This is a genomic window from Microbacterium sp. M1A1_1b, assembly GCF_053345565.1.
The window spans coordinates 91777-110971 of sequence record NZ_JBKFAJ010000003.1; the positions used below are offsets into that span (position 1 = coordinate 91777).

17 protein-coding genes are annotated in these 19195 nt (G+C 71.3%); 11 read left to right on the top strand and 6 right to left on the bottom strand.

Features of this window, described 5'->3' with window-relative positions:
• Nucleotides 1-12: 12 nt before the first annotated feature.
• The 10 genes from ACLBWP_RS09065 to ACLBWP_RS09110 all read left to right on the top strand — a co-directional run bounded on the left by ACLBWP_RS09065 (nucleotide 13) and on the right by ACLBWP_RS09110 (nucleotide 9007).
• Nucleotides 13-1071 (top strand): polyprenyl synthetase family protein, encoded by a 1059-nt coding sequence (locus ACLBWP_RS09065; protein WP_243562226.1) that lies wholly within the window; start codon nucleotides 13-15, stop codon nucleotides 1069-1071.
• Nucleotides 1068-2003, top strand: a complete 936-nt coding sequence (locus ACLBWP_RS09070) for a phytoene/squalene synthase family protein (protein WP_447654912.1) — start codon at nucleotides 1068-1070, stop codon at nucleotides 2001-2003. Before ACLBWP_RS09065 ends, ACLBWP_RS09070 begins: the two co-directional genes overlap by 4 nt.
• The gene (gene crtI, locus ACLBWP_RS09075; protein WP_447654913.1) at nucleotides 2000-3670 is read left to right on the top strand and encodes a phytoene desaturase family protein; all 1671 of its coding nucleotides are present in this window, start codon (nucleotides 2000-2002) and stop codon (nucleotides 3668-3670) included. Before ACLBWP_RS09070 ends, crtI begins: the two co-directional genes overlap by 4 nt.
• Nucleotides 3670-4005 carry a lycopene cyclase domain-containing protein gene (locus ACLBWP_RS09080; protein ID WP_243562229.1) on the top strand — a complete coding sequence of 112 codons (336 nt, stop codon included), beginning with the start codon at nucleotides 3670-3672 and terminating at the stop codon, nucleotides 4003-4005. The genes crtI and ACLBWP_RS09080 overlap by 1 nt, the downstream gene beginning before the upstream one ends.
• A complete protein-coding gene (locus ACLBWP_RS09085; RefSeq protein ID WP_243562230.1) occupies nucleotides 4002-4415 on the top strand; it encodes a lycopene cyclase domain-containing protein in 414 nt (137 codons plus the stop codon). The genes ACLBWP_RS09080 and ACLBWP_RS09085 overlap by 4 nt, the downstream gene beginning before the upstream one ends.
• Nucleotides 4412-5323 carry a prenyltransferase gene (locus ACLBWP_RS09090; RefSeq protein ID WP_447654914.1) on the top strand — a complete coding sequence of 304 codons (912 nt, stop codon included), beginning with the start codon at nucleotides 4412-4414 and terminating at the stop codon, nucleotides 5321-5323. Before ACLBWP_RS09085 ends, ACLBWP_RS09090 begins: the two co-directional genes overlap by 4 nt.
• A gap of 152 nt (nucleotides 5324-5475) precedes the next feature.
• Complete coding sequence (locus ACLBWP_RS09095; protein ID WP_447654915.1) at nucleotides 5476-6519, top strand: Gfo/Idh/MocA family protein; 1044 nt, start codon at nucleotides 5476-5478, stop codon at nucleotides 6517-6519.
• Nucleotides 6520-6701: 182 nt separating this feature from the next.
• Entirely contained in the window at nucleotides 6702-7196 is a 495-nt protein-coding gene (locus ACLBWP_RS09100) for a hypothetical protein (RefSeq protein WP_447654916.1), read from the top strand.
• Nucleotides 7197-7198: 2 nt separating this feature from the next.
• Nucleotides 7199-8236, top strand: a complete 1038-nt coding sequence (locus tag ACLBWP_RS09105; protein ID WP_447654917.1) for a YihY/virulence factor BrkB family protein — start codon at nucleotides 7199-7201, stop codon at nucleotides 8234-8236.
• 75 nt (nucleotides 8237-8311) lie between these two features.
• Entirely contained in the window at nucleotides 8312-9007 is a 696-nt protein-coding gene (locus ACLBWP_RS09110; RefSeq protein WP_447654918.1) for an SDR family oxidoreductase, read from the top strand.
• Between the two features lie 34 nt (nucleotides 9008-9041).
• Here the strand turns inward: ACLBWP_RS09110 and ACLBWP_RS09115 are convergent, their stop codons facing one another.
• Nucleotides 9042-10622: an ABC-F family ATP-binding cassette domain-containing protein gene (locus tag ACLBWP_RS09115; RefSeq protein WP_447654919.1), complete on the bottom strand. Its 1581-nt coding sequence runs from the start codon at nucleotides 10620-10622 to the stop codon at nucleotides 9042-9044.
• A gap of 313 nt (nucleotides 10623-10935) precedes the next feature.
• Between ACLBWP_RS09115 and ACLBWP_RS09120 the strand changes: the two genes are divergently transcribed.
• Nucleotides 10936-11355 (top strand): DUF3151 domain-containing protein, encoded by a 420-nt coding sequence (locus tag ACLBWP_RS09120; protein ID WP_447654920.1) that lies wholly within the window; start codon nucleotides 10936-10938, stop codon nucleotides 11353-11355.
• A 30-nt stretch (nucleotides 11356-11385) separates the two neighbouring features.
• On the opposite strand, the gene ACLBWP_RS09125 is transcribed toward ACLBWP_RS09120, so the two are convergent.
• From ACLBWP_RS09125 to ACLBWP_RS09145, 5 genes are read right to left on the bottom strand one after another with little or no spacing between them, the layout of a single operon-like run.
• Entirely contained in the window at nucleotides 11386-12534 is a 1149-nt protein-coding gene (locus ACLBWP_RS09125) for a class I SAM-dependent methyltransferase (protein WP_243562238.1), read from the bottom strand.
• A 17-nt stretch (nucleotides 12535-12551) separates the two neighbouring features.
• The gene (locus ACLBWP_RS09130) at nucleotides 12552-15575 is read right to left on the bottom strand and encodes a glycoside hydrolase family 2 TIM barrel-domain containing protein (protein ID WP_447654921.1); all 3024 of its coding nucleotides are present in this window, start codon (nucleotides 15573-15575) and stop codon (nucleotides 12552-12554) included.
• Entirely contained in the window at nucleotides 15572-16576 is a 1005-nt protein-coding gene (locus tag ACLBWP_RS09135) for a carbohydrate ABC transporter permease (RefSeq protein WP_447654922.1), read from the bottom strand. The genes ACLBWP_RS09130 and ACLBWP_RS09135 overlap by 4 nt, the downstream gene beginning before the upstream one ends.
• Complete coding sequence (locus tag ACLBWP_RS09140) at nucleotides 16573-17661, bottom strand: carbohydrate ABC transporter permease (protein WP_243562241.1); 1089 nt, start codon at nucleotides 17659-17661, stop codon at nucleotides 16573-16575. The genes ACLBWP_RS09135 and ACLBWP_RS09140 overlap by 4 nt, the downstream gene beginning before the upstream one ends.
• Nucleotides 17658-19022 (bottom strand): ABC transporter substrate-binding protein, encoded by a 1365-nt coding sequence (locus ACLBWP_RS09145; RefSeq protein WP_447654923.1) that lies wholly within the window; start codon nucleotides 19020-19022, stop codon nucleotides 17658-17660. Before ACLBWP_RS09145 ends, ACLBWP_RS09140 begins: the two co-directional genes overlap by 4 nt.
• Nucleotides 19023-19195 lie beyond the last annotated feature (173 nt).

Consider the following 19195-nt stretch of genomic DNA (forward strand, 5'->3'; position numbering starts at 1 on the left):
TAGATTAGGCCAATGACGGACGAAGCGGCCACCGTGGCGCACATCGACCTCGCGCTGGTCGACGAGTGTCTGGAACGGTTCTTCACCGTGTCGTCGGCCCGAGCCCAGGCGTTCGGACGCCCCTCCGAGGAACTCTGGCGGGTGCTCCGCAAGGCGAGCATGGGCGGCAAGCGCTTCCGCCCGCGCATGGTGCTCACCGCCTATGCCGGGCTCGGCGGCACGGACGTGCACGCAGCGGCGAACGTCGGTGCGGCGTACGAACTCCTGCACACGGCACTCGTGGTGCACGACGACGTGATCGACCGAGACTGGTCCCGCCGCGGGCAGCCGAACGTCGCCGGCGCGTTCCGCGACACCGGCACGACGGGCGGTCTGCCGCTGCCGACGGCCGAGCACCGGGGGACCAGCGCAGCGGTGATCGCCGGTGACCTGGCGCTCGCCGGTGCACCGCGGTTCATCGAGTCGAGCGGTGCCGACGGCGAACGACGCGCCCGGCTGCTCGACCTGTTCGACGACGCCGTGTTCGCCAGCGCCGCGGGCGAGATGGCCGACGTCGACCTGACCCACGGCGTGATGCCCACCGTGGACGAGGTCCTGGCGATGGAGCGTGCGAAGACGAGCGTGTACTCGTTCGAGGCGCCCCTGCAGTCCGGGGCCGTGCTGGCCGGGGCCGACGAAGCGGTCGTCACCGCGCTCGGGGCGTTCGGCCGCGAGATCGGCATCGCCTACCAGGTGGTCGACGACCTGCTCGGGGTCTTCGGTGACGAAGCCGCGACGGGCAAGACCGCGATCGGCGACCTGCGCGAGGGCAAGCGCACCATGCTCATCGCCTACGCCGCCACCACCGAGTGCTGGTCCGAGCTGGCGCCGTACCTGGGCGACCCGGACCTGACCGAGGAACGCGCGGCCGAGATGCGCCGCCTGCTCGTGCACTGCGGCGCCCACGACGCTGCCCTGGCACGGGTGCAGGAGCACACCGCGCTCGCCCGGGCCGAACTGGCCGCGCTGCCCTACGACCTGGCCGTCCGGCTCGAAGCCCTGGTGTCCGAACTGGTGGAGCGCGTCCGGTGACCACGAACCGCACCGGGAGCACGCACGCAGCGCGACTCCCGCTCTACGACGCCACGGCCGAAGCGGCGTCCGCCGTCGTCATCGATCGCTACTCGACCTCGTTCGGGCTGGCCAGCCGGCTGCTGACGAAGGACACGCGCGAGCACATCACGAACGTCTACGCCCTGGTGCGGGTGGCGGACGAAGTGGTGGATGGTCCGGCGACCGAAGCCGGGCTGGATCCCGTGCTCGCCCGTCAGGTCCTCGACGAGCTCGAGCAGGACACCGAGCGCGCGATGACGCACGGCTTCTCGGTGAACCCGGTGGTGCACGCCTTCGCACGCACCGCGCGGACGACCGGGTTCGGTGCCGAGCTGACGCGGCCGTTCTTCGCGTCGATGCGGATGGACCTCGACCAGACCGAGCACGACGACGCCTCGTTCGCCACCTACGTGTACGGCTCGGCCGAGGTCGTCGGGCTGATGTGTCTGCGCGCGTTCGTCTACCGGGCCGGCCGGCCGACGTTCGACAACACCGTGCTGGTTGACGGGGCCCGGGCACTCGGTGCCGCGTTCCAGAAGGTCAACTTCCTGCGCGACCTGCACGCCGACTTCGAGGTGCTGGGCCGCTCGTACTTCCCGGGGGTCGACGTCCGCACCTTCGACGAGGCCACCAAGCGCCGACTCGTCGCGGACGTGCAGGCCGACCTCGACACCGCGGCCCGCACCGTCCCGCTGCTGCCGAAGGACGCCCGCGCCGCGGTCGGTCTCGCGCACGCGCTGTTCCAAGAGCTCAACGACCGGATCGCCGCCACCCCGGCGGACCGGCTGATCACGACGCGCGTGCGCGTCCCCAACCCCGTCAAGGCGCGGCTCGCCGCGCAGGTGCTCGCGCGCCGCGCGCCGCTCCGTTCCCGTTCCGTCACCACCACCCAGCCTGGAGGCCCCCGATGACCCCGCCACGAGCCTCTGGTCCGAAGGCCACCCGCAAGGTCCCCGTGCGCCGTGCCGTCGTGATCGGCGGCGGGATCAGCGGACTCGCGTCCGCCGCGCTGCTGGCGCGCGACGGCTACGCCGTCACCGTGCTCGAGCAGCGCACCCAGCTGGGCGGGCGCGCCGGCTCGTGGGAGCGCGACGGCTTCCGGTTCGACACCGGCCCGAGCTGGTACCTGATGCCCGAGGTGTTCGACCACTTCTTCCAGCTGCTCGGCACCAGCGCCGACGAACAGCTCGACCTGGTGAAGCTCGATCCGGGCTACCGCGTCTACAGCGAGGGCTACGAGGACCCGATCGACCTGCGGGCGTCGCGCGAGGACAACCTGGCGCTGTTCGAGTCGGTCGAGCCCGGCGCGGGCAAGCGGATGGCGAAGTACCTCGACTCGGCCGCCGACACGTACGACATGGCCGTGCGCCGGTTCCTGTACGGCACGTTCCAGGACTTCCGGAAGCTCGCCGCCCCCGACGTGCTGCTGCGGATGGGCAAGCTCGCGCGCCTGCTGCTCGAGCCGCTGTCGACCTTCGCCGAGAGTGCGGTCCGCGACCGCCGGCTGTGGCAGGTCCTGGGTTACCCGGCCGTCTTCCTCGGCACGAGCCCGTACACGGCGCCGAGCATGTACCACCTGATGAGCCACCTCGACCTGGCCGACGGGGTGCTGTACCCGAAGGGCGGCATCACCGAGGTGATCTCGGCCGTCGAACGCGTCGCCCGGGCCGAGGGCGCGCAGATCGTCGCCGGCGCCAAGGTCGAGCGCATCCAGGTCGAGGAGGGCCACGTCACCGGCGTGGTGCACCGCGACCGTCGTGGCGAGCAGCACGTGGCACCCGCCGACGTCGTCGTCAGCGCCGCCGACCTGCGGCACACCGAGATGCAGCTGCTCGACCGCGAGCACCGCACCCACGACGAGTCGCACTGGAAGCGGCGCGACCCCGGCCCCTCGGCCGTGCTGGTCTACCTCGGGGTCGACGGGCCGGTGCCGGGGCTGCTGCACCACACGCTGATGTTCACCGCGGACTGGAAGGCCAACTTCGGCGCGGTGTTCGGCGACGACCGGCACGTGCCGGACCCCGCCTCGATCTACGTCTGCGCCCCGTCGGAGACCGACCCGACCGTCGCCCCGCCCGGCACGAGCAACCTGTTCATCCTGGTCCCGCTGCCCGCCGACGTGGGCATCGGCAAGGGCGGCATCGACGGTGCCGGCGACTACGAGGTCGAACAGATCGCCGACCGTGCCATCGACGTCGTCGCCGAGCGCTCGGGCGTGCCGGACCTGCGCGACCGCATCCGCGTGCGCCGGACCATCGGGCCGCGTGACTTCGCGGACGACTACAACGCCTGGAGCGGCTCGATGCTCGGGCCGGCGCACACCCTCAAGCAGAGTGCGTTCTTCCGCGAGGGCAACAAGTCGAAGCAGGTCGAGGGCCTGTACTACACCGGTTCGTCGACGATCCCGGGCATCGGTCTGCCGATGTGCCTGATCTCGGCCGAGGTCCTGCTGAAGCGCATCCACGGCGACACCTCGACCGAACCCCTGCCGACCCCGCTCGTGCGCGCCGAGGGCGTGCCCCCGCGTCCGGCCCCGCGGGCGACGAAGCAGCGCGCGTCCGCGACGGCAGCTGGGTGATGCCCGGCCTGTACCTGCTCGGACTGCTCGTCTCGCTGACGGGCATGGTCGTGCTCGACGCCCGCTTCCGCCTGTTCTTCTGGCGGGCGCCGTGGCGGGCCACCGCGGTGATGGTCGTCGGCGTCGCGTTCTTCATGGTCTGGGACGTCGCCGGGGTGGCCCTCGGCATCTTCTTCATCGGCCCGACACAGCTGCTGTCGGGCGTGCTGCTCGCGCCCGACGTCCCGCTCGAGGAGCTCTTCTTCCTGCTGCTGCTCTGCTACACGACGATGAACCTGACCGGCGCCGTCCGGCCGGTCGTGGCGCGCGCACTCGCTCGTCGGAGGACACGGTGAACGGGCTCTACGCGCTGCTCGCGGTGCCGTTCCTGGCCGTGGCCGTCCTGGTCGCTGTCGCCGCCGGCATCGTCGCCGCACGTCGCGCTGGCTCACGGGCCCGGGCGGTCAGCGGCCGACGGATCGCCCTGGTGAGCGGGCTCGTCGCCGGCGTCGCACTGCTCGTCATGACGGTCGTGTTCAACAACGTGATCGTGACCCTCAGCATCGTCGCCTACGACCCGGCCCGGATCAGCGGGGTGCGCATCGGTGCGTTCCCGATCGAGGACTTGGCGTACGCGATCGGTGCCGCGTTCCTGCTGCCCGCCCTGTGGGTGCTGTTCGACCGCAGCGGCGGACGCGACCGTGTTCACGGGACCGGTTCCACGACCCGCACCCAGCCACGCCCCGAACCGGAGGACCCGCGATGACGGCGACCCCTGCCTCCCGGCAGTCCACCATGCGCGCGCTGTTCGTGTCGTCGCGGCCCATCAGCTGGGTGAACACGGCGTACCCGTTCGGTGCCGCCTACCTGCTCGGCAGCGGGGTCGGCGTCGACGGCGGTGGCGGGTTCTCGATCGCCGCGTTCCTGATCGGCGTCGTGTACTTCCTGGTGCCCTACAACCTGGCGATGTACGGCATCAACGACGTCTTCGACTACGAGTCCGACCTGGTGAACCCGCGCAAGGGCGGCGTCGAGGGCGCGCTGCTCGACAAGAGCGTGCACCGCACCACCCTGTGGGCCGTGGTCGTGACGAACGTGCCGTTCCTGGTCGCGCTCGTGCTGCTGGGTGGACCGTGGTCGTGGTTGGTCCTGGCGATCAGCGTGTTCGCGGTCATCGCCTACTCCGCGCCGGGGCTGCGCTTCAAGGAGAAGCCGTTCCTGGACTCGCTGACCTCGTCGACGCACTTCGTGTCCCCGGCGATCTACGGCCTGGCGCTCGCCGGGCCGCACTGGACCGGGCAGCTCGTCGCGGTGTGCATCGCGTTCTTCCTGTGGGGCGTCGCCTCGCACGCGTTCGGTGCCGTGCAGGACGTCCTGGCCGACCGGGCCGGCGGCATCGGCTCGGTCGCCACGGTGATCGGCGCGCGGGCGACCGTCCGGCTGGCGTTCGTGGCGTACGTCGTCGCGGGCGTCGCGCTGCTGTTCGCGGCGTTCCCGGGGCCCATCGCGGCCGTCGTGGTGATCCCGTACGCGCTCAACGTGCTGCCGTGGTGGAACGTCACCGACGACGCCGCGGAGTCGGCGAACGCGGGGTGGAAGCGCTTCCTGTGGATCAACTACCTGGCGGGCTTCATCGTCACGATGGCGCTCATCGCCTACGCCTTCACGCACTGACGCCGCCGTGCGCGCCCCGGCCCGTCGAGGGAGCAGCAATCGTCGGGGAGCGCGCCCGCACCCGACGTTTCCTGCTCCCTCGACGGGGCCCTGCTGACAGGATGGACGTGACGCCGAGGTCGGTGTCACGTCGATCACGAAGGAGTGTCCGCATGCCGGTCCGCATCATCCACGTCGGTCTCGGAGGGTGGGGCGGCAGCTGGGCCCGCGAGGCCATCCCCGCCGTGTCAGAGGTCGAGGTGGTCGGCATCGTCGACCCGAGCGCCGACACCCTCGACGCCGTGCGGACGGACCTGGGGCTTCCCGAGACTGCGGCGTTCCCCTCGCTGACCGCTGCGCTCGCCGCGGTCGACGCCGACGCCGTCGTGATCACGGCGCCGGCCGTCACCCACGTGCCGCTCGCCCTCGAAGCGCTGGACGCCGGCAAGCACGTCCTGGTCGAGAAGCCCTTCGCCAACACCGCCGACGAAGCCGCCGAGGCCGTCCACCGTGCCGAGGAACGTGGGCTGGTGCTGCAGGTCAGCCAGAACTACCGCTTCTACCCCGCCCCGCAGGTGACCCGGGACCTGCTGCGCGCCGACGCCGTGGGTGAGCTGTCGGCGATCAACGTCGACTTCCGCCAGTGGGACAACGACCGGCCCTTCGCTGACCACCCGCACTACCGCTTCCCACACGCGATGTTCAACGACATGGCGATCCACCACGTCGACCTGCTTCGCATGGTCACCGGGCAAGAGGCCGTGCGGGTCTTCGCCAAGGCCACCTACCCGTCGTTCAGCAGGTACCAGGACGAGGCCGTCGCGTCGATGCTCATCGAGATGCAGGACGGCCTGGTCGTGAGCTACCGCGGCAGCTGGCTGAGCCGTGCCGAGCACACCGCGTGGGCGGGGGAGTGGAGCATCCAGGGCGAGGACGGCGAGCTGCGGTTCACCAGCCGCGCGGGCGAACCCGGGGACGTCTCCGGCGACGTCGTCACGATCCGGAAGCCCGGTGACGAGGCGCCGACGTCGGTCGAGCTGCCGACGGCCGAGCACCACGACCGCCAGGGTGGCCTGCAGGCCTTCGCGCGGGCGATCCAGGGCGGTCCCGCGCCGGAGACCAGCGGCCGCGACAACCTGCGCAGCCTGGCGCTGATGGAGGCGGCCACCCGCTCCGCCGCGTCCGGTCTGCCCGAGGACGTCGTCGTCCCGTCCTGACGACGCGCGGAGCGCGCGGCCCCGCTCGGAGCCCCGCGCTCGGCGCGGCCCGGTTCGGACCACCGCGACCACGTTCGGACAGGAGGCTCGGTGCCGGCTGGCACCGGGCCTCCCGTCCGCCACATGCCGCGTCACGCGGCCTGTCGGGAGACTCCGCGACCACGACCGTGTACGAACGAGGTATGGCGCACGACAGTCTCCCCGAGCTCGAGCTCGCGAACGTCCGCACCCGGGAACGCATCACCGACACGGTCGAGCGCATCCGGCACAAGGTCGACCTGCCCGCGCGCACCCGTCTGGCGCTGGCGAAGACCCGGCAGCGGTGGCACCGCGACCCCACGCCGCTCGTCGCCCTCGGCACGATCGCCGCCGCGGGCGTGGCAGCCGTCGTGCTCGGCGCCCGCATCGCCCGGACGCCCGCCGGCCACCTGGCCGCACCGCCGTCCTCGACCGCGTTCACCGCGCTGCTGCCGTTCGGTGCCCGGGGTGGCGACGAGTCCGCTCCGGGGCGGAAGGGCCGCAAGGCGCGCAGGGCAGGTCGGAAGGCGCGCACGGCAGCGCTCGCGCAGGACCCGGGCCACCAGATGCGCGCGAGCCAGCAGAAGCGCACCGCCCGCGTGCGCAAGCAGGCGGACAAGTACCGCAAGCAGGCTGCCAAGCGCGCGAAGGCGAACTGACCATGGCCGACGACCACGGCAAGCCCGCTGCGGACGACGCCCGCAAGCCGGACAGCCCGACCGACCTGACCAAGCCGACCCTGAAGTACACGCTCGGCAAGACGCTGCGCGAGTTCTCCGGCGACCAGTGCACCGACCTGGCGGCGAGCCTGACGTACTACACCGTGCTGGCGTTGTTCCCCGGCCTGCTGGCGATCGTGTCGATCCTCGGCCTGGTGTCGGATCCGCAGAAGACGATCGACACCCTGTTGCGGATCGTCAGCAGCATCGGGTCGGAGCAGGTCGTCGACCTGATCCGCAAGCCCGTCGAGGGACTGGTCCGCTCGCCCGCGGCGCCGGTCACGTTCATCGTCGGCATCGTCGGCGCGATCTGGTCCGCCTCGGGCTACGTCGGTGCCTTCGGCCGCGCGATGAACCGCATCTACAACGTCCGCGAGGGCCGCCCGATCTGGAAGCTGCGCCCGACGATGCTCGGCGTCACGGTGTTCACGGTCGTCATGCTCGTGCTGGGGCTGCTGGCGCTGGTCAGCGGCCCGCTCGCCCGTAGCGTCGGTGACCTGATCGGCCTGGGCCAGGCCGCTGCCACCGTCCTGTCGATCGTGCAGTGGCCGATCCTGCTGGTCATCGGCATCGTCATCATCGCGGTGCTCTACTACTGGGCCCCCAACGTCAAGCAGCCCAAGTTCACGTGGGTCAGCGGCGGATCGATCCTGGCGCTGCTGATCTGGATCATCGCCAGCGTCGGCTTCGGGTTCTACGTCGGAAACTTCTCGAACTACAACGCCACGTACGGCTCGCTCGGTGGCGTGATCGTGTTCCTGCTGTGGATCTGGATCACGAACAACGCGCTGCTGTTCGGTGCCGAGTTCGACGCCGAACTCGAGCGCGGTCGGCAGCTGCAGGCCGGCATCCGCGCCGAAGAGGACATCCAGCTGCCCGAGCGTGACACCCGCCAGATCGACAAGCTGGACGAGAAGCACGCCAAGGACGTGCTCGAAGCCATCAAGATCCGCCAGACCGCCGGGCGCGAGAAGGACTGAGCTGCAGGCCCGGCAGGCGGCCCTGGCAGCGGTTCCGGCCAGGAGGCCCGGCTCGGCTTCCGTAGGGTGGGTCACGTGACGTACTCCACGACTCCAGACCGGCTGGTCGCCCTGGTGACCGGGGCCACCCGCGGCATCGGCCGCGCGATCGCGGCCGACCTCGGCCGCACCCACCACGTGCTGGTCGGCGGCCGTTCCGCTGATGCCGTCGATGCCGTGGTGGCCGCGCTGCCGGACGCCGCGCCGTTCGTGGGTGACCTGGGCGCAGGCGCGATGCCCGCGCTGCCGGACCGGCTCGACGTGCTCGTGCACTCGGCGGGCGTCGAGCAGGGCACCCGCGTCGCCGACACCCCGCGCTCGACGTGGGAGGCCGTGTTCGCGACGAACGTCTTCGCCGTCGCCGAACTCACCCGCCTGGCGCTGCCGTCGCTCCGCAGCAGCCGGGGCATCGTCGTGACGATCAACTCCGGATCGGGGTTCGTCTCGGGTCCGGGCGGGGGCGTGTACGGCGCGTCGAAGTTCGCGCTGCGGGCGTTCACCGACGCACTGCGTGAAGAAGAGCGGGCGAACGGCGTGCGGGTGTCGAGCGTGCACCCCGGCCGGACGGACTCGGACATGCAGCGCCAGCTCACCGAGAAGCTCGGCGAGGACTACGACACCACGTACTACCTGGCGCCCGAGGACGTCGCCGACGCGGTCCGAACGGTCGTGGACCTGCCCGAGCGGGGCACGATCGAGACGCTCTCGATCCGCCCCACCCGGAAGCGCTGACGCGGGCCCGACGCGTGCGCGCAACGGGCCCGCGTCACCCGGCCCGCGTGCCCAGCTCCAGCCGGACGTCGAGCCCCAGACGCTCCAGGAACGCGTCGTCGTGGCTGACGACGACCAGCGCACCGCGGTAGCCGCCGAGGGCGTCCACGAGCTGGTCGACGCTCGTCAGGTCGAGGTCGTTCGTCGGCTCGTCGAGCACCAGCAGCTGCGGCGGTGGGTCCGCCAGCACGAGCCCCGCCAGCGCCACCCGGAAGCGCTCCCCTCCGGACAGAGCACCGGCCGGGCGGTCGACGGTGTCCCCACGGACCAGGAACCGGGCGAGCCGGTTCCGCAGCTCGCCGGTGGACACGTCGGGCGCTCGGCGTCGGACGTTCTCGAGCACGGTGGCGGTGTCGTCGAGGGAGTCCTTCCGCTGCGGCAGGTAGGCGATGTGCTCGACGTGCGCGACGGCCCCGGTGTCCGGCAGCGGATGCTCCCGCGCGCCGGGGTCCCCGACCAGCTGTTCGAGCAGGGTCGTCTTGCCGACGCCGTTGTCCCCGCCGACGGCGATGCGCTCCGGCCCCTGCACGATGCTCGGCCGGCCGCGCACGGTGATCGTCGCGATCCGCCGTGACGCCGGCACGTGCGGGTCGGGCAGTTCGACGTGGATGGACTCGTCGTCGCGCAGCCGGAGTTCGGCCTCGCGCTTGGTCGCCAGCGCGGTGGCCTCGTCGTCGGCGTGCCCAGTGCGGAGTCGCCCCGCCGTCTCCTCGGCACGCTTGCGCATCTCGTTCCGGAACATCGCCGGCATCGAGCGCCCGGCCTTCTCGCCCGCCTTGGCCCGGCGTGCGATGGTCGTCTCGGCCTCGATGCGCTGACGTTTCTCGGCGCGGTGACGCTGAGCCGCGACGCGGACCTCGCGTTCGACCGCGGCCTGTTGCACGGCCAGGTGCTCCTCGAACCCGGCGTACGTCCCGCCGAAGACGGCCATCGCGCCGGCACGCAGCTCGGCGATCTCGTCGACGTGTTCCAGCAGCTCGCGGTCGTGGCTGACGAGCACCAGGGTCCCGCGCCAGTCGTCCACCAGGTCGAGCAGCATCGCGCGTGCCCGACGGTCCAGGTTGTTCGTCGGTTCGTCGAGGAACGCGATGGGCAGCGCACGCAGCTGGATGCCGGCGACGGCGACCAGCACGGCCTGCCCGCCCGACAGGGTGGCGACGGGGCGGGCAAGGTCGTCGCCGATGCCCAGGTCGGCGATCGCCAGGGCGGCGCGCTCCTCGACGTCCCACGCTTCCCCCAGGACGTCGAAGTGCGCCGGGTCGGCGTCACCGCCCAGGATCGCGTGCAGGGCGCGCAGCTGCGGGCCGACGCCGAGCAGGTCGGCGACCGTGTCGTCCGGGCCGGTGTCCAGCCGCTGGGGCAGCAGGTCGACGGGACCCGACGTCGTGACGGTGCCCGACGTGGGCTGGAGCCGGCCGGTGACCAGCCGGACGAGCGTGGACTTGCCGGCCCCGTTCCTCCCGACCAGACCGGTCCGGCCGGAGCCGAAGGCGGTGGTCAGGTGGTCGAGTGCCGGGGTGCCGTCCGGCCAGGTGAAGGTGAGGTCGTGCAGGACGACGGATGGGTTCGCGGGCATGGAGGTGCCTCCGGGATGTCGATGCGGGCGCACGACACCGTCAGCCGCAGCGGGGCGGCATCACCCGACGAACGGGCGGGCCCGACGAGTCGGGCGTGATCACGGTGTCAGCGCAGGGGCAGCTGCTGCGAGGACGCAGTCCCGGTGATCACGCGCAAGGCGACTTCTTCCGTCGGTTCACCCCCGTTTCCGTGACCCGAGCCGGCGGTCGGTCTCCCGCACCGCTGCTCCGCGGTCACGACGGAGTGCTCTGACGCTACGCCTCGGAGCGATGCGTGCGCAAGCACCCGGCCATGCGTGACAGGGTGGAGCCATGCCCGAGAACCTGCTGCCGACCCCGTCGTCGAACCCCGAGACCCTGCTGCCCGCCGACCCCGAGGTCGATGCCGCCCTGGCCGCCGCCGCCCCGGTCGCGAGCGTCGTCGTGTCGCACCCGTCGTCGAGCCTGGCGTGGGCGCTGCTGGCCGACGAGGCCTGGGAGCGTGGCGCCACGCTCGAGTCCTACGCCTACGCCCGCGTCGGGTACCACCGCGGACTCGACTCGCTGCGGAAGGCCGGGTGGCGTGGCGCCGGGCCGGTGCCGTGGTCGCACGAGCCGAACCGCGGGGTGCTGCGCTCCCTGTTCGCGCTGCGCCGGGCCGCGATCGCGATCGAGGAGCCGGGCGAACCCGAGCGCCTGACCGACTTCCTGAACGGGGCCGACCCGGCGGTCATCCCCGCACTGCAGGGCTGAGCCCGCACCACGCACGCGAGCGCCGCTCGCTCAGCCGACGCGCGACGCCGTCACGGTGAACTTCGCCGTGCGGGTGACCTGGCGCGTCGGTCCGACGATGCGCTCGAGCACCGGCCGGTAGCGCAGGTGCGAGTTCCACACGCACCACAGTTCACCGCCGGACTGCAGGATCGTGGCCGCGTTCCGGAACATCGACTCGGCCGCGTCAGTGGAGACCGCGCTGTCGGCGTGGAACGGCGGGTTGCAGACCACCAGCTGCGCCGACCCCGCATCGAGTTCGTCGCCCGCGTCGGTCCGCAGCACCCGGACCCGGTCGTCGACACCGTTCACGGTCGCCGTGGCGCGGGTCGAGGCGACGGCGATCGCGGACACGTCGGTCGCGATCACCTTCAGGCCCGGGCGGCGGCGAGCCAGCACGGTCGCGATCACCCCGTTCCCGCAGCCCATGTCGACGGCGACGCGGGCGGTCGGCACAGCGTCGTCGAGCACGTCGAGCAGCGTCCGGGTGCCCAGGTCGAGCGATGCCCCGGCGAACACGCCGCCGTGCGCGACGAGCGTCAGGCCGAGGTCGTCGACGTGCACGTGCTTCGGCCACGGCGCGGTCAGCGCGGCCCGGTTCGCGGCCGCCTGCAGTGGGTCCTGCGCGACGAGCAACCGGGACTTCCCGCGGCCGCGGCTCGCGACGACGTCGCCGAACGACCGCCGCAGCACGTCGTTCTGCGACAGGGTCATGTGCTTGGTCTGCCCGCCGCACAGCAGCACCACGTCCGGGGCGGCGTACCGGGCGACGGCGCGCGCGACCTCGTCCAGACGGTCGAGCGACTTCGACAACCGCAGCAACACGAGCCGGGCGCCGCGGAAGGCGTCCTGCAGCGAGTCCGGGTGGTGGAACCCGCGCCGGCCGAACGTGCCCGCGTTCGCTTCGAGGGCACGTTCGGCGCTCAGGGAGTCCTGCACGACCCGGACGTCGGCTGCGCCGTGCACGGTGAGCAGCCCGAGGGTCAGCACCCCGTTCCGGTCGTCGACGACCGCGACCTGCCCCGGCTGCCGGAGCGCGTCGCCGTGCACGTGCGGTGCTTCGTCCAGCAGGAACCGGTCGGTGCCGTCGATGGTGACCAGGTCGGGCTCGTCGGCATCGGGGTCGCGCCGGAACACCGCGGCGAAGTCGAACGGGGGCATCCGCCCGACCTACCCAGTCAGCCCAGCAGGACCGACCACGACGTCGTCGCGGGCCAGAGCTGGTGCTCGGGCAGCACGTCCAGCCCGCAGGCGCGCGAGCCCAGGCCGTGCTGGGCGGCGTCGAGGTACAGGTAGGTCGCCCCCGGTGTCGGCAGCTCGTGCGGGTGGCCGGCGCGGGCGACCTGCTGTGCCGTCCACGGTGTGAGCGTGAAGCCGGTCCGCTTCGTGCCGACCGACGACACCGTGAACGGGCCCACCCGCAGCGTGCGCAGGTCCGGACGGTGGCCGGACTCCTGCGGCCGCGAGTAGTTCGCGGTCAGGAGCGCCACCGGCGAGCCGAACACCCCGACGTGCGCCGCGTGCGACGAGTCCGCGTACGACTCCAGCGGCCCGGTCCCGAACCACTCCGCGGACTCGTCCACGAGCGATGCCGGCAGGTCGATGCGCACACCGATCCGCGGCCAGGTGATGCCCCACGGGCCGAACGGCACCGCGGTCGTGTCGAGCAGCAATCCGTCGTCGGTCAGCGTCCACCGGTGGGTGACGTCGACGCCGGCGCCGCTGTTCGCCGCCGCGACACGGACGCGCTGCACCAGGCCGTGCTCGGTCCGTTCGACGTTCACCAGGCGGTGCGTCAACCGATCGAGCCCGCGCGCCGTCCACTTCGTCGCGGAGGCCGGCGCATCCGGATCACCGACACCGTGCGTCAGCACCGGGTCAGCCGTCTCGTACCCGCCCTGCGAGGCCAGCCGGTCGTTGTCCGTGGGCGCGCGCCAGAGCTCGAGCCGCGGGCCCGCGACCTGGTGCCCCTTCCAGCTGGACAGGTCGCCCCGCTCGGTGAAGGTCGCGTCACCCAGTCGGTCACCGTCCCAGCCCTGCGCGGAGGCGCGTGGGGCCTCCGCCGGGCGCGATGCGACGAGCGTCTGGGCACGGGCGACGACGTGGCCGGTGTCCGCCCAGGCGGTCGGTCCGGCGAGCTCCGCGACGACGTCGAGCCAGAGCTCCTCGCCGGGGGCGATCGGCCCAGCCGCAGCCTCGAGCACTTCGGTCGGGACCGGCACGGTGGCGGACTGCCGTGCGGCGACGATGCCGGGTGCCAGGCGTCCCTCGTGCTCGACGACACCGTTCCGCGACAGGGTCCACCGGAAGCGCAGCCCCGCGGTCGAGGCCGAGTGGTACCGGTTCTCGACCAGGACCGTCGTCGTGCCGAGCGACATCCGGATCGGCGCCACGACGGCCGCGAACTCCGCCAGCCCCGGCGTCGGGGTGTCGTCGGGCAGCACCAGGCCGTCCATCACGAAGTTGCCGTCGTGGACGACCTCGTGGAAGTCGCCGCCGTACCCGTAGAACGGTGTGCCGTCCGGGGTGTGCGTGAGCAGCCCGTGGTCCCGCCATTCCCACACGAAACCGCCGTGCAGCCGTGGGTACTTGTCGACGAGCGCCTCGTACTCGGCGATCTGCCCCGGGCCGTTGCCCATCGCGTGCACGTACTCGCAGTGGACGAACGGCTTCGACCGCTGCCGTGCGGCCTCGGCGGGACCGCACTCCAGCAGCGGGGTCGGGGTGCCACCACCGATCGACTCGGTCTCCTGCAGCGTCGGGTACATCCGCGAGTACACGTCGGTGTACTCGCCCGTGTAGTCGCCCTCGTAGTGCACGGGCCGCTCCGAGTCGCGGGCGTGCACCCAGTTCGACATGGCGGCCAGGTTGCGGCCGGTGCCGGACTCGTTGCCGAGCGACCACATCACGATCGACGCGTGGTTCTTGTCGCGCTCGACGGTGCGGGCGATGCGGTCCAGGTAGGCGTCCTCCCACGCGGGGTCGTCGGACGGGTTGCCCTGCCATCCCGTGAAGATGAACCCGTGCGTCTCGAGGTCGCACTCCAGGATCACCCAGAAGCCGAGCTCGTCGGCCAGGTCCAGCACGCGGGGGTGCGGCGGGTAGTGCGAGGTGCGGATCGCGTTGACGTTGTGCCGCTTCATCAGCGCCATGTCCGCGCGGGCGTGGGCCTCGTCGAACACGCGGCCCCGCTCGGGGTGGGTCTCGTGGCGGTTCACCCCGTGGAACACGACGCGCTCGCCGTTGACCAGGAACCGGTCGCCCTCGATCTGCACGGTCCGGAACCCCAGCCGGAGTGCGACCGTTTCGCCGCCCTCGGTGCCCCCGGCGGCGCTGCCCGAGGACAGTGTCGCGTCGTACAGCTTCGGCAGTTCGGCGCTCCACGGCTCGACGCCCTCGAGCACGATCGGCTCGACCTGGTCGGCGGAGGCCCACACGACGTCGACGCCCAGGTCGGGCACGGCGAACCGCACCGGGAACACCGCGTCGAGCGTCGGGACCGTGATGGTCCCCGTGCCGGTCGACGGCCGACCCGAGGCCGCTGTCCCAGCGGTCGCGGCGTCGCCGAGCGTCGCGGACCAGCCCGCGCGCACGAACACGTCGTCGATGGGTGCCGTGGGCCGCGCCAGCAGGGTGACGTCGCGGAAGATGCCCGGCAGCCACCACTGGTCCTGGTCCTCCAGGTACGACGCCGCCGACCACTGGTGCACGCGCACGCGCAAGTCGTTCGAGCCCGGCCGCAGCAGGTCCGTCACGTCGAACTCCGTCGCCAGCCGCGACCCGGTCGCCCAGCCGACCTCGGTGTCGTTCAGCCACACCCGGAAGTGCGACTCCACCCCGTCGAAGCGCAGCAGCACGCGGGCCGCGGCGTCGAACGTCGTCGGTACCTCGAAGGTCCGTCGGTAGTCGCCCGTCGGGTTCTCTTCCGGCGGGTGCGGCGGGTCGATCGGGAACGGGTACTGCAGGTTCGTGTAGCTCGGCGAGCCGTGTCCGTGCAGCACCCAGTGCGCCGGCACCGGGATCGTGCCCCACGAGTCGTCCGCTCCGGGCAGCGGCACCTCCGCCACCGGCGACCACCGGAAGTCCCACGCCCCGTTCAGTGACAGGGCCGGAGCGTCCGTGTGCAACCAGGCACGTGGTGCCAGTCGGGACGCCGAGCCGGGCGTGGTGGTGTGCAGGTCGTCGATGGCGGCGTTGGTCAACCCTTGACCGATCCTTCCGTGAGGCCCCCGCGCCAGAAGCGCTGCAGGACGATGATGGCGATGACGAGCGGGATGACCGAGACGAGCACCCCGCCGGTGGTGAGCTGGTAGAACTCGGGCAGCCGGTCCACCTGGGCCCGCCAGTTGTTCAACCCCAGTGTGATCGGATACAGCTTCTGGTCTGCCAGCATGATCAGCGGCAGGAAGAAGTTGTTCCAGATGCCGACGACCTGGAACAGGAACACGGTCACCAGGGCCGGGGTCAGCTGTCGCAACACGATGGTGTGGAAGATGCGCAGCTCACTGGCACCGTCGAGTCGTGCGGACTCCATCAGCGCGGTGTCGACCGAGGCCGCCGCGTACACCCGGCACAGGAACAGCCCGAACGGCGAGACCAGGCTCGGGATGAGCACGCTCCAGTACGTGTCGGTCAGGCCCATGGTCGAGAACAGCAGGAACAGCGGCAGCGCGGTGGCGGTCCCGGGGACCAGCACGCCGCCCAGGATCGTGCCGAACACCAGCTGGCGGCCGCGGAACTCGTACTTGGCCAGGGCGTACCCACCGGCGGCGGCGAAGTACGTCGCCAGGACCGCACCGACCCCGGAGTACAGGATGCTGTTCGCGATCCAGCGGACGAAGATCCCGCCGTCGTACGTGAACACCTGCTGGATGTTGCTGAACAGGGCGAAGTCGCCGCCGAACCAGAACCCGTTCGTCGCGAACAGCGCGCCGGTGGTCTTGGTGGCCGCGATGACGACCCAGTACAGCGGCACCAGGAAGTAGATCGCGACGATGACCAGGATGCCGGTCACCACGATCTGGGACTTGCCGGACCGGTCGAGCCTGCGCCGTTGGTGCGCCGAGATGGACGTCGTGTCGACGGGCGGCGCGCTCTGCGCGGTCGACCGCGCGCTGGAGCTCTGGGCGACGCGCCAGCGGCGCCGCGACGCCAGCGCCGCAGGAGCCTGCGAGTGCGGTGGGTCGAGTCGTTCACTGGTCATGCGCGTGCCCCCGTCGTTCCGTGCTGCGTTCCGGACCCGGACTGGAGGCCCTGGTCGGCTTGGTTGGTGGCCGTGCGGACGGCGGACGGTCGCGTCTGGAGCGCGCGCCGGGCCTCCTGGCCGTCTCGCCTGGCCCGTTTGCGCTGGTCGCGCTCGTTCTTGGGCGGCCGGTTCGTCAACGCCAGGAACGCGAACGACAGGATGAACGCGGCCAGCGCGATGATGACCGCCTGCGCACTCGCGACGCCGTACTCGTTGAACGCGAACGCGTTCGTGTAGGCGGCGTAGTTCGGCGTGTACTCGGTGTCGATCGCCGGGGCGACCGTGGACAGGATCTGCGGCTCGGCGAAGAGCTGCAGCGTGCCGATGATCGAGAACACCGTCGTCAGCACCAGGGCCGGGGCGATGAGCGGGATCTGGATGCGCCACGCGACCTGGAACGGGCCGGCGCCGTCCATCTTGGCGGCCTCGTAGACCTCGCCGGGGATGGACTTCAGCTGCGCCACGATGATGAGCATGTTGTAGCCGGTGTAGGTCCACGTGACGATGTTCGCGATCGACCACAGCACGCTGTTGGCGCCGAGGAAGTCCGGCTGCAGCCCCATCGACTGCAGCAGCGACACGATCGGCGACAGCCCGGGCACGTACAGGAACGACCACAGGATCGTCGCGATGACGCCCGGCACGCCGTACGGCATGAAGTACACGGCGCGGAAGAAACCGGGCCAGCGGGCGCTCGCCGACTCCAGCAGCAGCGCCAGGATCGTGCACGCGATGATCATCACCGGGACCTGCACGACGCCGAACAGCAGCATCCGGCCGATCGAGGCGACGAAGCCCGAGTCGTTCAGCGCGGTGACGTAGTTGTCGAACCCGGCGAACCGCCCGGTGACGCCGTCCTCGCCGAACAGGCCCTTGCGGTCGACGGTCGTGAAGCTCTGGAACAGGGCGCTGATGATCGGGATGATGAACGTCAGCAGGAAGAGCGCCAGGAACGGGGCGAGCAGGACCCACGGTGCGCGCTTCTGGGCGCGGGTGGCCTTGGTGCTGGTGCGGAAGGCGGGTCGTGTCTGCTGCGTGGTCATCGTGCCGTCCTGACGCTGAGGCCCTTTTCCTTGAACGACTGCACGATCTCGGCCTGGGCGAGCTCGACGGCGTCGGAGAGCTTGAGGTTGCCGGTGATCTTGCGGCGGAACTGGTTCTGCAGCGACGTGAACGCGGACTGCGTCACGGGCGACCACGACCAGTCGACGTTCTGCTCCTTGGCGGCGGGGACGAAGACGTCCTCGTTGTAGTTCTGGCCGGAGAACCACGCCGAGGGCTTCTGGCGCTGGGCGCCGATGTAGTCCTTGGCGGGGGACCAGCCGATGCCGCAGTACTGGATCATCGCGTTGATGCCCTCTTCCGAGGTGGTCATCCAGGTGATGAACTCGAGCGCTTCCTTCGGGTGCTTGGCGTTGGCGAGCACCGCGGCGCTCGAACCGCCGATCGCACTCGAGCCGAAGCCGGACGCGTCCCACTTCTGCATGGGGGCGACCTTCCACTTGCCCTTGCCGCCCTGGATCGACTCGATCAGGGCGTCACCCCAGCTGGCGCTGGTCACCGCGGCGATCCGACCGTTGGCGCACGCGGCGTACCAGCCGGGGGAGTACGCACCGGCGCTGGTGTCGACCAGCCCGTCGTCGATGCAGCCGTCGAAGAAGTCGGCGACCTTCATGGTGGCGTCGTCGGTCATGTCGACGACCCACTCGTCCCCGTCGACCTTGAACCACCGGGCCCCGGCCTGCTGGGCGTAGGCCGCGAACGGTGAGGCGTCGGCGACCGGGAACACCTCGAGGTAGTTCTGCTTGCCGGTCTTCCGGACCTTGTCGGCCAGCACCTTCCACTCGTCCCACGTCGACGGGGGTTCGCCGCCGGCGGCTTCGAGGATCGCGGTCTGGTAGTAGAAGCCCATCGGGCCGGTGTCCTGGGGGATGCCGTAGACCCCGTCGACGAACTCGACCTGCGCCCAGGCGGCCTCGTCGTACTTCGACTGGAAGTCCTTCGCGCCGTACCGGGCCAGGTCGACCAGGCCGTTGGCCAGCATGAACTCGGGGATCTGCCGGAGCTCGACCTGCCCGATGTCCGGGCCGCCGCCCGCGGCCAGCGCGGAGTACATCTTCTGGTACCCGCCGGAGTTGCCGCCGGGGATCCAGTTGGCCTGCACCTGGATCTTCGGGTTCTTGGCGTTCCAGACGTCGCAGACCTTCTGCAGGTCCTTGAGCCAGGCCCAGTAGGTGAGCGTCACGGTCTCGCCGCTCGCTGCGGCCGGCACGAGTGCGGCCTTGTTGACGTTGGTCGACCCCGGTACCGCGCAGCCGGCCAGCAGGCCGGTCGCTGCGGCGCCGATCCCGAATCCGAACAGCTGTCGTCTCGTGATGGGTCGTCGTGGGTTCGTTGGCGTCATTGCCTGCACCTCGGTTCGTCGGCGAGCGGGTTGCTTCCCCAGCCTGGCACAAAACCGAGCGATGTTGCGATTTGACGTCTGGGGGTTCGCTCCGACTGGGTGTTCGCTCCGACTGCGGACACGCCGCCCGTTCCAGGAGCAGGCTGTACGGCACGTGAGAGCACCGGGGCTCG